Source organism: Shewanella sp. ECSMB14102 (assembly GCF_000813075.1).
In the GTDB taxonomy this organism is placed as follows: Bacteria; Pseudomonadota; Gammaproteobacteria; order Enterobacterales; family Shewanellaceae; genus Shewanella; species Shewanella indica.
This window is the reverse complement of sequence record NZ_JWGX01000006.1, coordinates 70,155-83,502: the sequence shown is the minus strand read 5'-3', so window position 1 is coordinate 83,502 and position 13,348 is coordinate 70,155. Positions and strand designations below refer to the sequence as shown.

General features: G+C 47.8%; 13 protein-coding genes. 7 read left to right on the top strand and 6 right to left on the bottom strand.

The features are described 5' to 3' along the window. The first annotated feature begins 124 nt into the window (after positions 1–124). Genes RC73_RS03095 through RC73_RS03085 form a run of 3 tightly spaced genes read left to right on the top strand, consistent with a single transcriptional unit; the run spans position 125 to position 3,034 of the window. Positions 125–619 (top strand): putative 4-hydroxy-4-methyl-2-oxoglutarate aldolase, encoded by a 495-nt coding sequence (locus RC73_RS03095; RefSeq protein ID WP_039033260.1) that lies wholly within the window; start codon positions 125–127, stop codon positions 617–619. Between the two features lie 40 nt (positions 620–659). After that, on the top strand, positions 660–2,495 hold the full coding sequence (locus RC73_RS03090; RefSeq protein ID WP_039033259.1) for an AsmA family protein: 1,836 nt from the start codon (positions 660–662) through the stop codon (positions 2,493–2,495). Next, positions 2,495–3,034, top strand: a complete 540-nt coding sequence (locus RC73_RS03085) for a BsuPI-related putative proteinase inhibitor (protein ID WP_052247957.1) — start codon at positions 2,495–2,497, stop codon at positions 3,032–3,034. Before RC73_RS03090 ends, RC73_RS03085 begins: the two co-directional genes overlap by 1 nt. A gap of 256 nt (positions 3,035–3,290) precedes the next feature. Here RC73_RS03085 and minE read toward each other — a convergent pair whose 3' ends face one another. Genes minE through minC form a run of 3 tightly spaced genes read right to left on the bottom strand, consistent with a single transcriptional unit; the run spans position 3,291 to position 5,056 of the window. Beyond that, positions 3,291–3,551, bottom strand: a complete 261-nt coding sequence (minE, locus tag RC73_RS03080; RefSeq protein WP_039033258.1) for a cell division topological specificity factor MinE — start codon at positions 3,549–3,551, stop codon at positions 3,291–3,293. 3 nt (positions 3,552–3,554) lie between these two features. Beyond that, positions 3,555–4,364, bottom strand: a complete 810-nt coding sequence (gene minD, locus RC73_RS03075; RefSeq protein WP_039033257.1) for a septum site-determining protein MinD — start codon at positions 4,362–4,364, stop codon at positions 3,555–3,557. Between the two features lie 26 nt (positions 4,365–4,390). Further along, positions 4,391–5,056, bottom strand: a complete 666-nt coding sequence (gene minC / locus RC73_RS03070) for a septum site-determining protein MinC (protein WP_039033256.1) — start codon at positions 5,054–5,056, stop codon at positions 4,391–4,393. A gap of 122 nt (positions 5,057–5,178) precedes the next feature. Between minC and RC73_RS03065 the strand changes: the two genes are divergently transcribed. The 3 genes from RC73_RS03065 to RC73_RS03055 are packed head-to-tail and all read left to right on the top strand — an operon-like array spanning position 5,179 to position 6,947. Further along, a complete protein-coding gene (locus tag RC73_RS03065; RefSeq protein ID WP_039033317.1) occupies positions 5,179–5,466 on the top strand; it encodes a YcgL domain-containing protein in 288 nt (95 codons plus the stop codon). Positions 5,467–5,481: 15 nt separating this feature from the next. Beyond that, positions 5,482–6,459 carry a lytic murein transglycosylase gene (locus RC73_RS03060; protein ID WP_039033255.1) on the top strand — a complete coding sequence of 326 codons (978 nt, stop codon included), beginning with the start codon at positions 5,482–5,484 and terminating at the stop codon, positions 6,457–6,459. A gap of 47 nt (positions 6,460–6,506) precedes the next feature. Continuing rightward, a complete protein-coding gene (locus RC73_RS03055) occupies positions 6,507–6,947 on the top strand; it encodes a YcgN family cysteine cluster protein (protein ID WP_039033254.1) in 441 nt (146 codons plus the stop codon). A gap of 82 nt (positions 6,948–7,029) precedes the next feature. On the opposite strand, the gene dsbB is transcribed toward RC73_RS03055, so the two are convergent. Continuing rightward, positions 7,030–7,542, bottom strand: a complete 513-nt coding sequence (dsbB, locus tag RC73_RS03050) for a disulfide bond formation protein DsbB (RefSeq protein ID WP_039033253.1) — start codon at positions 7,540–7,542, stop codon at positions 7,030–7,032. Positions 7,543–7,680: 138 nt separating this feature from the next. Continuing rightward, complete coding sequence (gene nhaB / locus RC73_RS03045) at positions 7,681–9,270, bottom strand: sodium/proton antiporter NhaB (protein ID WP_039033252.1); 1,590 nt, start codon at positions 9,268–9,270, stop codon at positions 7,681–7,683. Positions 9,271–9,573: 303 nt separating this feature from the next. Between nhaB and fadR the strand changes: the two genes are divergently transcribed. After that, a complete protein-coding gene (fadR, locus tag RC73_RS03040; protein WP_039033316.1) occupies positions 9,574–10,293 on the top strand; it encodes a fatty acid metabolism transcriptional regulator FadR in 720 nt (239 codons plus the stop codon). Between the two features lie 219 nt (positions 10,294–10,512). On the opposite strand, the gene RC73_RS03035 is transcribed toward fadR, so the two are convergent. Then, on the bottom strand, positions 10,513–13,104 hold the full coding sequence (locus RC73_RS03035) for a PDC sensor domain-containing protein (RefSeq protein ID WP_052247956.1): 2,592 nt from the start codon (positions 13,102–13,104) through the stop codon (positions 10,513–10,515). Positions 13,105–13,348: the final 244 nt, after the last annotated feature.

Here is a 13,348-nt window from a genome sequence, read left to right as displayed (position 1 = left end):
TACTCAAGCATTTCACCGTTTATTGGATGAGATAAATCTGGAGACAGCTGTTCTGCTATCATGGAACTTGTGGTGACAGGATAAGGGCGTTAACCTAGAAAGCAGTATTTGCACGGAGGCCTCTATGCTGGATTTGTTACCGGATCTCTTTGATCATTATGAAAATGATCTCACGTTGCTGCCATCTGTCTTTCGTCAGTTTGGTGGCAAATCGATTTTTTGGGGCGAAATCGTTACCGTCAGGTGTTTCGAGGATAATTCCAAGGTGAAACAGCTGTTGGCAACCGATGGTACGGGTAAAGTACTGTTGGTGGACGGTGGCGCTTCTACCGCCAAGGCCCTTATGGGGGATCTCATTGCCCAGAGTGCTGTTGACCATGGTTGGCAGGGAGTGGTGATCTACGGCGCTGTGCGTGATGTTGCCACCTTGGCAACTATGCCGCTAGGGGTAAAGGCTCTGGCGCCAGTCCCCATTAAAACCGAGCGCAAGGGAGCAGGAGAAATAAACTGTGCACTTTACATCGGAGATGTGCATATAACCCCCGGAATGATGCTTTATGCTGACGATAATGGCATCGCAATTAGTCAAAATCCCCTGAATATGGCCTTTATCAGTTGAACAAGCGCCTTAGTCCTTATTGTTGAACAAGGAAACTATTATGAAAGTGGTTAAGTGGATACTGGGTATTTTCGCGGTATTGTTTCTCGGTCTGGTTCTGTATTTGACCTTGTTGTTTGATCCCAACGACTTTAAACCTCAGATTGTCGATGCGGTAAAAAAACAGACAGGGCGTGAATTGGTCATCAGTCAAGATCTCAACTGGACTTTTTTCCCGACTCTGGGAATTGAATTGGGCGGTATCAGCCTGAGTAACCCTGATGGATTTGATGAAAAACAGATGTTGGCGGTCAACCAGGTTGTCGCTGAAGTGGCCTTGATGCCACTGTTTCGTAAAGAAGTGGAAATTGCCCAATTAAACCTCGATGGTTTGAAACTGGATCTCATTACCCAGAAGGACGGCCGTACCAGTCTGGATGGGCTCAGTGGTGACACAGGTACGGCCAAAGAGCAACCCAAGGATACCGAAGGCAGTGCTCAGGGGCTGGCCAGTCTCAATATAGGCGGCATCAATATCACCAATACCCAAATTCATCTGCTCGACAAGCGCAGTGGCAGTGACCAAACCTTTGTACTTGAGTCCCTGACCCTGGGCGAGTTTTCGCTGGGTAAATTTGCCCCTCTGGCCTATAAGTTCAGCGGCAGCATGCCGGAGATGAAAATTGTCAGCGAGGGTAAAGGGCAATTGAAAATCTCAGCGGACATGAAGCAGTTGGAGATCACCGGCTTTGCCATTGACAATCGTGTCGAAGGCAAGAGTATGCCCGGCGGTAAGTTGAGCGCCGCTCTGAATGCTGATGTGAAATTGGATCTCAATCGTCAAAATGCCGAGTTGGTATTGAGTAGCCTCAAGGTGGCTGATATTGAAGGCAAAGGGGATCTCAAAGTGGCTTTCGGCGGCAAGATACCGGATGTGAAAGCCAACTTGGCTTTGGGAGAAATTGATCTCGACAAGTTGCTGCCGGCCAGTGAGGAAGGCAAAGCCGCAGCCAAAACCACTGAATCGGCAACGGCCGCCAAGGCCAGCAGTGAACCTGACTTGAGTGCAATGAAGCAGGTCAACTTCGCCATGGATTTAACGGTTAAGGCCATTAAAGTTGCCGGTTTGACCACTGAAAACTGGCAGATGGATCTGGTACTGAACAATGGCGTGCTGAATATGAAGCAGCTCAGTGCTGACTTGTATCAGGGCAAACTGATGACCAAGGCACAGCTTGACGGTCGCAATAAGGTTGCCAGCTACAATTTTGATACTCAGCTCAATGGCGTCAAAATTCAACCTTTACTCAAGGATGCGGCCGACTTGAAAATTCTGGCCGGGGCCACCGCTTTTAATGTCAAAGGTAAAGGCAAGAGCCTAATTCCGGATAACATCAAGCAGAACCTGGACGCCAACGGCAAGTTTGAAATCAGCGATGGTGCGCTCTATGGGGTGAATATCCCTTATATGATCCGCAGTGCCCAAGCCAAGCTTAAAGGTGATTTGTCGGCTCAGGAAGAGGGCGAACGCAAGACAGATTTCTCCAGCCTGACCGGCAGTTTCAGTCTGAAAAATGGTCTGGCCAATAACCCGGATCTCGCTATGGCATCACCACTCATTCGTTTGGCGGGTGCAGGTAGTGCCAACCTTATCAGTGAGCAGCTGGACTATAAGCTGAAAACCTCAGTAGTCGGCAGCCTCAAGGGCCAGGGCGGTGAAGGCAAGAATGATCTGGCCGGTGTCGAAATTCCGCTGATGATTTCCGGTTCATTCCAGGAACCCAAATTTGCACTCGATACTCAGGCGCTGTTTGATTCCAAGCTCAAGGAAGAGACCGAGAAGGTGAAAGACAAGCTTAAAGACAGCATCTTCAAAAAACTTGGAGGAGGTAATTGATGCGCGCCGTTTTGCCTTTGCTAGCGGTCTTGGCACTCGCTGGTTGCAGCGGCTCCAATGCCGCAACTACTCAGCCTGTGCCTCAAAAGAGCCCGACAGGGATGGAGGAACTCAGAATGCCGACACTGCACTTTGGTACCATCAAGAAAGCGCCTACACCGGCACTGTTTGAAGGTAAGCTGACGTTTAGCGATGTGGTTGATAAGCAACCTTTGCAGGTGATGTTGGAGATCCACAATCCCAAAGAATACGCGATTGGGATCCGCTTCAATTCTGGGATGACAGCTGATCTTTGGTTGGTGGATGATAAGGAACAGCGAGTCTGGGCTTGGTCAGACGAAATGATGTTCACTCAAGCAATCAGAGATACCAGCGTCAAGCCGGGGCAGACACTGAAGGTGATGTTCAAGGTGCCAGCCAAGGCGCTTGAGCGTATTGGTCCTGAGGGGTACAGTTTCCAGGCACGTTTTGAAGGTAAACCTCTGGAATCCAGTATGGCCGCTATGGCTATGTTGGAAGTGCCAGTGGCCAGGCGCTGATCCCCTAGGATAAATCAAATGCAGCTCTGGCAAAGCTGAAACTGAAATCCAAAATCCGATGATACAGACTCATCGGATTTTTTATGGGTGTTGTCGGCCGTTCTCCAAAGTTGCTTTTTACTGAAACCATCATTAAATAGCTTTTTGAGTGGCCTGCAAACAGCGCTTGGCAGAGGGAATTGTATTGGCAATGACCAGATAATAAAATGCCGTCTCTTTACAGAAACGGCATTATTTACATTGGTTTGCCCTTTAATCAGGGGCGTTCCGGCAGTGTCACATTGAGTTCGAGTACCGACAGGTTGTCATCGTTCTGATCCAACTGCACAGATACTTGCTCTTCAGAGATGTGCACATACTTGCGGATCACTTCAATTATCTCCTGCTTCATCTGCGGAAAGTAATCCGGTGCCCCGCGCTCACCGCGTTGATGGGCAACGATGATCTGCAAACGTTCCTTGGCAGTTGCCGCGGTGCTGCTTTTCTTGCTGCTTCTGAAATAATCGAGTAATGACATAATTTAGCTACCAAATATTCGTTTAAGGAATCCTTTCTTTTCTTCCGCGACAAAGCGTAGCGGAAGCTCTTCACCCAGCAGACGAGCCACAGTATCCTCATAGGCCTGCCCTGCATCGCTGTCATGATCTATGATCACCGGCACACCAGAGTTGGAAGCCTTGAGCACTGCCTGGGACTCAGGAATAACTCCAAGCAGATCTATTGCCAGGATCTCCTGCACATCTTCCACACTGAGCATTTCGCCGGTTTTCACCCTGGCAGGGGAGTAGCGGGTCAGCAGCAGATACTCCTTGATAGGCTCAAGCCCTTGTTCGGCACGGCGGCTACGGCTTTGCAGCATGCCTAGAATTCTGTCTGAATCCCTGACCGAACTGACCTCAGGGTTGGTTGTTACTATGGCTATATCGGCAAAATAGAGTGCCATCATAGCGCCGGTTTCGATACCTGCAGGGGAGTCACAGATGATGTAATCAAAGTCTTTGCTCAAATCATCGAGTACCTTGCCGACACCTTCCCGGGTCAGGGCATCCTTGTCCCGGGTTTGGGATGCAGGTAAAACGAACAGTTTATTGCAGCGCTTATCTTTGATAAGTGTTTGATTTAGATTGGATTCACCATTGATGACATTGACAAAGTCGTAAACAACCCTGCGTTCACAGCCCATGACCAAATCCAGATTTCGAAGGCCAATATCAAAATCGATAACGACAGTCTTATGTCCTTTGAGCGCCAAGCCGGTGGCGATAGCCGCGCTCGATGTGGTCTTGCCCACACCGCCTTTACCTGAGGTGACAACAATAATTTGTGCCATGTTCTATTTTATCCTTTCCATCTGCCTTATCCGGGCAGCGATTCAACGATTAATGACTCACCGCTGAGCCTGATACAACCACTCTTGGCGGTACAGTGTTGCTGCAGGTTTTCAGTCAACCAGTACTGTCCCGCAATCGAAACCAGTTCAGCTTCCATGGACTGGGCCAGGATCACGGCATGCTTATCGCCGTTGGCTCCCGCCATAGCTTTACCACGCAGTGCCCCGTATACATGAATGCTACCATCAGCAATGACTTCAGCGCCATTCCCTACTGCACCAAAAACGATTAAATCACCGTCTTTGGCGTAGATTTGTTGCCCTGAACGCACGTTTTGTTTGACGATCTTGGTGACCCTCGGGGGAGGCGGTGGCAGTTCGGATTGCTTTCCCGCCTTGATACTGGCTAACCCCTGGGCTTTGGCGGTTTCATTGAGATCCTTATCGGCTGCAGTTACCCCAACTATCACCAACTGTCTGTCGGTCAGTCCCTGGCGCAGTCCTTGGAGATCTATATCTGTGCCATTAACTTGACTCAGGTTTAGCACCAATGGAGCATTAATAAAAAACTGCGGAGCCTGGGCGAGCTTGCCATCGAGCTCTTTGAAAAGGGCGTCCAGATCAGGGGTGTTGATGTGAAGTACAGAGAGCGTAAAAGAAGAGCCTTTTAGCTCTAGACTAGGTTTTGGCATCCCGGCATCATTCTCCAGAAAATGAGCAGTCAGATTGCGTGACAGCGTTATATTCCAAGGCGTCCATGTTATAGTGTGCCCCGATAAGTGGCAAGTTTGAACCCATGGAAATTGATACAATTATGATCTGTGCTGTCTATAAAAGCCTGAAAAAAGCCGACACCTATTTATTCGTCAACAAGAAAGATCAGTTTGATGATGTACCTGCACCCTTGATGCAGGTATTTGGACCACCACAATTGGTCATGTTGTTACCGTTGCAAAAGAGGCGGCAACTGGGCATCGCTGATATTAACAAGGTAAAAGCAGAACTGGCGGAAAAGGGCTATTATTTGCAATTACCGCCGCCTCCGGTGGATATGCTGAAGGAGCTGAGACTTAGCAAGGGCCTGGATGATCACTCTGCTTAAGGAATAACGCATTTTATGGATAGACTTTCCCTGGTGTTTATTTCGCTGCTGGGCGCGTCGCTGACCAAGGTCTGCGTGGCCACCGAGGGCAGTTTCGAGCAGTATCTTGATATATTAAAACAGGACGCGGCAGCGAAAGGGATAGATCAATTCACCTTGAATAAGGCCTTCAGTCAAATAAAGCTGTTTAAAAAGGCCTCAAATGATGACAAGGCCATTCCAAAGCCTCCACAGGATTTGGAACATTATATCCCTCGGATTATCAATGAAGAGATGGTGGTCAAGGGACGGGTATTGGCTGAAGAGTATCGGCCGCTGTTGCTTGGGCTGGGAAAACAATACCGGGTGCAACCCAGGTTTATTCTGGCCCTTTGGGGACTCGAGTCGGATTTTGGCAATCAGCAGGGTAGTTATCCTGTGCTGTCTGTGACAGCGTCACTGGCCTATGAGGGGCAAGAGGCTTATCGCAAAGAGTTCATCTCGGCACTGAAAATTCTCGCGTCACAATCGGTCGACTTTAACGAGCTTAAGGGCTCGAGTACCGGCGCAATGGGGCCTTTGGGGCTGATGCCAAGTACCTACCTTCAATATGGCAGCGACGGCGATGGCGACGGCAAGGTCGATATCTGGAATAGTTTTGCTGATGGTTTGGCATCTGTGGCTAACTATTTGCGGCAAGCAGGCTGGGATGACACGCAAACCTGGGGACGTCAGGTTAAAGCACCCGAGTCGATAAAGAATGACCAATTGGGTGTAGGTTATCAGGCGAGTTTCAGTCACTGGCAGAAGTTGGGCGTTCGTCGTTACGATGGTGGTGATCTACCAGGCCGAACTGATATGCAGGTGTCACTGATCATGCCTGATGGCAAACGTGGTCGTCACTATCTCGTGTATCAGAATTATCGCGCCTTGCGAAGCTGGCAGGATTCAGATTATTTCGCTTTGGCAGCGGCCTATCTTTCCGAACGGATCAAGTATCCATCCTCAAAATAGTGTAAAATAGCGGTTACGCAAGTTTTCAAGAACGAATCAACAAGTTTATGTCCTTCTGGTTAACCAAGACCCTGGCCGAAATGACTCCCGATGAATGGGAGTCTCTCTGTGATGGCTGTGGCAAATGCTGTCTCAACAAGCTCATTGATGATGAAACCGATGAACTCTACTATACCAATGCGGCTTGTAAGTTATTGTCTGATAAAGATTGCAGCTGTATTCATTATGAAAAGCGCTTTGAATTTGTTCCCCAATGTACTGCGGTGACGGCGAATAATATCGGGGAGCTGGACTGGCTACCGGATAGTTGTGCTTACCGGCGTTTGTATCAGGGACGACCATTACCCGCCTGGCATCCGCTTTTGACCGGTTCCAAGAATGCTATGCATGAAGTGGGGATGTCGGTGAAAGATAAGACATTGAGTGAAACTAAAGTCAGGGATCTGGAAGATCATATTGTGCTTTGGCCGCTGAAAGATTTGGATTAATACTATTTATATAAAAAAGCCAAACAAATCATGTTTGGCTTTTTTATATTTAGAAAACCTGAAAGCTTGATTGTGGAAGCAATCAGTTGCGTCTTTTGCTCAGAATTGGCATAGCGTAGAGCAGTAGTGCCAAGAGGTAGGTGGCAAAAGCAACAATCATCCACTGCGACATAGTGATGCCGATAAAGCTCCAGGGAATATCGGTGCACATGCCTGTTGGCATAAATACCGAAGGGAGCCATTCATGCAGTGGCATCCAGGAAGGGAAGTCCGGCAGAAATGAGCAAGTGGAAAAGGGTGAAGGGTTTTGCTGCATATCATTGAGTTCAATGGCTAACCTCAGTCCCCAACTGGCGCTAAACCCCCATAGCAAGGCGGCAAGCAGTCGTACGGTACGTATTCCCGGCGCCAGAAAACCTATGATGCCGGCCAGCAGTAAACCCAACACCGCCAGGCGCTGGTAGATACACATAACGCAAGGCTCGAGTTGCATTACGTGCTGAAAGTACAGTGCAGCAAGCTCCAGAGACAGGGCGCTGAGCGCCAGAACTCCCCAAGCTATGCGGGAGTGGGCGAAACGTATCATTGCAGTCAAATCTATTCTCCATTGATGACCATCAGTCCGGGGGGAGGTGGGATAATTCCTAAGATGGGTGCCAACCCCATAAAAAAACGCCCACCAAGGGGCGTTTTTTGGACTCTACTGAAACCCAAAGGTTCAGTCAATAATCGACTAATGACCTACAGCAGCACCTTTACCCAGCACTTCTTGAGCGCTGTGGTGCAGGATCATACCTGAGTCGTAGAAGTATTGGGTCATCTGCTCCAGGAAGCCTAACTCAATGGTCAGTACACCAACAATAGACAGTACGATAGTGTATGGCAGGGCCATCCAAACCATACGGCCATATGAGAGACGGATGAGCGGAGCCAGAGCTGAGGTCAGCAGGAACAGGAAGGCCGCCTGACCGTTAGGAGTCGCTACAGAGGGCAGGTTGGTCCCAGTGTTGATGGCAACGGCAAGCAGGTCAAACTGATCGCGGGTGATCTGGCCATCAATCAGCGCGGCTTTCACCTCGTTGATATAGACAGTACCCACAAACACGTTATCGCTGACCATGGACAACAAGCCGTTGGCCACATAGAAGATAACCAACTGCATATTGCCTTCAAAGCCGAGAGCCCATTGGATGACAGGGGCAAACAGGCCTTGATCGATAATCACACCCACAATGGCGAAGAATACCGCCAGCAGTGCGGTAAATGGCAGGGCTTCTTCAAAGGCTTTACCCAGGGCGTGTTCATCGGTAATACCGTTGAAGGCCGTGGTCAGAATTATCACTGACAGACCGATGAGACCAACTGATGCCAGGTGGAACGCCAGACCGACAATCAGCCAAATACCAACCAGAGCTTGGATAACCAGCTTCATCTTATCTTTACTGGTTCTGTGGGCATCTTCGTGGGCCGCAAATTCCACCAGAATTTTGTGCACAGCCTCAGGCAGTTGGGCGCCATAACCACAGATGCGGAATTTTTCTACCAGCATACAGGTAATGATACCGGCAAAGAATACTGGCACAGTCACAGGCGACATCCGCAGGGCGAATTCGGAGAATTGCCAATTGGCCTGAGCGGCTATGATCAGGTTTTGTGGCTCACCCACCATGGTGCACACGCCACCGAGGGCAGTACCAACCCCGGCATGCATCAAGAGGTTACGCAGGAAACCACGAAAGGCCTCCAATTCTTGGGCATTGAGTTGTTCACTACCATCCGAGGTGTGGTCATGATCGGCGCTGAAGTCTTTACCGGACGCCACTTTATGGTAAATGGAGTAGAAGCCTATTGCCACGGCAATGATCACTGCGATAACCGTCAAGGCATCGAGGAACGCCGACAGGAAGGCAGAGGCGACACAGAACATCAAGGATACAACTATTTTGGAACGTACCTTGGTGATCATCTTGGTAAATACATAAAGCAGTAACTGCTTCATGAAGTAGATACCGGCCACCATAAATACCAACAATAGTAATACTTCGAGGTTGGCCTCAATCTCGTGTAACACTTGGCTGGGGCTGGTCATTCCGATGAATACGGCCTCAATCGCCAATAAACCGCCTGGTTGCAGAGGATAGCACTTAAGTGCCATGGCCAGAGTGAAGATAAACTGCACGACCAAAAACCAGCCCGCAACAAAGGGATTGATACTGAAGAGTATCGGGTTGATGACAAGAAAAATCAGTATTGCAAGCTTGTACCACTTGGGTGAGTTACCCAAGAAGTTACTCATAAAAGCCTGAATCGGTGTAGCAGGCATGTCTTCCTCTCTAATCTGTTATAAGTGGTTGTAACGTCATTGTTTGACGAACGGTAAAATTTGCGTAGTTCAGTCTAGCCTAAAGATAAACTCAATGTAATGATTAGGGTATACAGGGATTTCAAAAAGCGGATCTCGAGCGCAAAATTCAGTGACTGCTGATTTGAACTTGGTCACTTTTATAGCAATTATTGAGAACTCTACAGGGCTGGATTTCCCATTTGTGATCTGATGGTTTTCATTTTTCGTCGCTCTGGTATGATCTGTGGCCAGAATAATGCTAACAATCGGAAAACCGGGCTGATGATAATCAATGCCAAAGGACCTGCAAGTTTTGCAGAGAAATATATAGTGCGTTCAATCTGGGAAAATAAGTTTCCCCCCGGCTCCATACTTCCTGCGGAACGGGAATTATCAGAGCTTATTGGCGTTACCCGCACGACTTTAAGAGAAGTGTTACAGCGTTTGGCCCGCGACGGTTGGTTGACTATTCAGCATGGCAAACCCACCCGAGTGAATAATTTCTGGGAAACCTCAGGACTTAACATTTTGGAGACGATTGCCGATCTCAACCCGGAAGGTTTTCCTGTACTGGTTGATCAGCTCTTGTCCGCCAGAACCAATGTCAGTGCCATCTATTTTCGTGGAGCGCTACGGCATAACCCGGATACTGCGGTCGAGGCACTGTCTAAAATCCATGATCTGGAAGATGAAGCAGAGGCTTATGCCGAGTTTGACTACCAGTTGCATCACACCCTAGCGTTTTCATCGGGGAACCCTCTGTATGTGCTTATCCTAAACGGGTTCAAAGGGTTGTATGCCAGAGTCGGACGCTACTATTTCAGTAGCTCCGAGGCTCGGGCCTTGGCATTGGCTTTCTATCAAAAACTTGAAACCCTGGCCAAGGACAAAAATTATACTCAAGTACCGGCCTTGATGCGATCTTATGGTATTGATAGCGGCATCATGTGGCAAAAATTACGTGATGCTATGCCGTTGGAAATGGCTCAGGATAACCAATAAATATTTAAAGAAAGTGCGAATAAGCCCCATGTATGCACTGCTTGCAGGGCTGGATGCAAGCAGTGCAAGCAGCAAATGGCCTATCCTTTTCCCTAAGTTTGGGTTCCTGTAAACACTTGCTATGTTACTTGTCTGATATGATAAGTGACCTTTGTTAACTCAGGGTGCTTGGTTAAATACTTTGAGTTAATATCAACTTCTCAATATACAGCTTATGTTTTAGCTCATTGATTCTAAAGGAATAACCAGCCTTATATGGCTGTATTTGTCATCATCGACGCTTATGGTCATCTCCCCAAGCAACTTTAATCTAACGTAATCTTGCAAGTTGACAAGGGAATCTGTTGCGCTGTGTTCTTTCGCTACATGCTCAGGATTTGTTTCCCTTCTGTTGGTTAGCCTAGTCTCGAAATGATGTTCATCTATTTTGGTGGCGTTGAGCGTGATGCATGAACCTTGGGGAGTATCATGTAATATTTGTCTCAACAAAGGGTAGAAGAGCAATAATAATTGCCATGGTTTGGCGCCAGGTAGGAGCTTTTCTTCAATAATTATTCTCATTTCAACATCGGCTTCAGTAAATGCAGATGCCAACAGAGCCTGCATATGGAAGACAAACTCGTCGAAGTAGAGCGCTTTGATTTCTGTTTGAGGATGGTTAACCAAGGCCAAAAGATGGCGTAATCTGGCGGACTCAGCCAAGATAAGCTCTTTGGACTCTTGTTGTATTTCGCCTATGTCAGGCTCGAACAGTCGGGATCCCAAGTGATCAAAAGCGCTAGATAGCTCACAGATGAGCTGACCAAATAAATTGGGGAGTTGTAACTCCTGTTCCTGCATCAATGTTGTGCTGAGGCTGAGTAACTGGGACTTGCTTTGTGCTTGTTGCAACATGGTTTCCAACTGCTCAAGCTGTTGCTGCTGTTGTTGGATGGTACGTTTGTTACGCTTATTGAGATCAACCTGCAATTCCAGGGCCTGTTCCAGTTGTCGCTCTTGTCGTTTGTGACTGGAAAGGTCAAATGCTATGGCGCCTATGCCGCAGATCTCGGCAAATTCATCCCGAATTGGGAAGCGGGTTACTTGAAATGTCACATCTCCCAGAGGGGTTGCTATGGGTTCTTCAGAGCAGAACGGACTGTGATTGTTTATCACTCTTTTATCATTGGCCTGGTATATTTGCGCCAAGCCAAGCGGAAATACCTGAGTATCATTGGCGCCGATAAATTGATTGCGTTCATGGGCGGTTATTTCGCAGTATTTATCATTAACTAGTGTGTATTTACCAGTCAAGTCTTTGATATATATTATATTTTGCGAGTGATTCATTAAGGCGTTCAGCTGCTCGGTACGTATTTTTAGGACTTGTTGGGCCTTATACTGTACTTCCAGCTGTTGCTCCAGCGCCAGGTTACTGGCGTCCAGGCTAGCCATAGTTGTTTCCAACTGCCGGGTACGGGAGATAAAGCTGCCGGCTAATATCCCCAGTTCATCTTCTCTATCTCTGGCATCCAACTCCAAACGGGCAGGGTTGTTTTCTCTGAGCGCCTCGGCCATACGGCTAATAGGTTTAATAAATAACCTGTGTTGAACCAGAAACAGCAGTAACAGCGCCAGCAGTTGAATTGCAACAAGATAGATACCCACTTTACCGGCTATTAAGGTTGCATCTTTCTTGAGCGAGGACAGTGGCGTAACTATTACTATTTTCCAATAGGTCTTTGGCATCAAAAATACCGAAACCAGTGCAGGTTCCTTGAGCAAGGGGTCTTGATTAAGCTCTTGAGTTAACAAAAGTTTGGCATTTGCTGGCCATTCTCTGGCAGAGTTATTGATTATAGTATTGAGTAACGCAGCGTCTGTTTCATCACGGTCCCCCAACAAGGATGCCAATTGTTGATTGCTAAAGGCTTTGTGTTGGTTTGCCTGTTGGATAAGTACTTGATCCGCACTGCGAAGCGCTTCACCAACGAATTGGAATTCTGGGAAAAGGCGTTCCAAACGTTGAAAATCATCTAAACTCAGCGGCTTTTCTCGAGTATTGTCTTGAAACTCATCTTCCCAGGGGGATGCGAGTAAGTGGTTGCGATAATCAAGGGCAAACACATAACCACTAAGATCTTTCAGGGCGCCTCTAAAGAAACGGTTCAGGCCTCCCAGGCTAATGTCTACAGTGGCGGCACCAATAAATTCATGATCTTGCCAAATAGGAACAGACGCTGTGACCATGGCTTCTGCAGTGTAAGGATCACGATAGGCACTTGACCAGAAGGTTCTGTCTGCCGGGAAAAAGCGTGTCGGTTTATACCAATCTTCGTTATGGTAACCTTGTTGGGGTTGTTCATTATAACTGTTGAGTTGCTGCAATTCGCCATAACCGTCTCGATACCAGAAGAGGCTGTCAAGAATTTTTCCCGGTTCAAAAGCTCTTGGTTCGGGCCAAATACCGCCGCCGGTAATCATTTCCTTTTGGGTATCTAATTCCAACACAGATTTGATACTGGCCTGAAGTTCAAATTCGTTGCCACGATACAGAGCTCCGAGGTTCGCCATGGTACTGACCAGGCTTTCTATTTGGGAGGTGACTTCCTGCAGTCTTGCGGTAACGACTTGACCATAACTTTGATTCAATGCTCTTTGTTGGCTAAGCAACTGGTTACGTTGGATGCTGAGCAGTACAAGTACAGTACTGATAACGATAAGAGCGCTGATAATTAACTGGCTGAGGGCAAATTTAACCGGCAGGCGTTTCAACCAGCCGGGAAGCCAAGGTAATGGGGTGGATTGTTGCTTCGCCTGGTTCCCTTGCATATATCCTCAGTAATAAGCCTTTAAATCAGTTGCTTAATATAATTCCTGATGGGAGCTTAGCCTTCCCGGAAACTTGCCCCCAGTTAAATTATATCGTTTAGTGTCTGAGGGTTATAACAAGACTATGGGCGTGTAATCAGACGACTGACGTGTAGCCGACGCGATCTGTAAAAGGTGTATATATGTTCATCATTTTCGTGACTGAATAAACCCTGATATGGAAAGGTATAGTATAACCTATTGA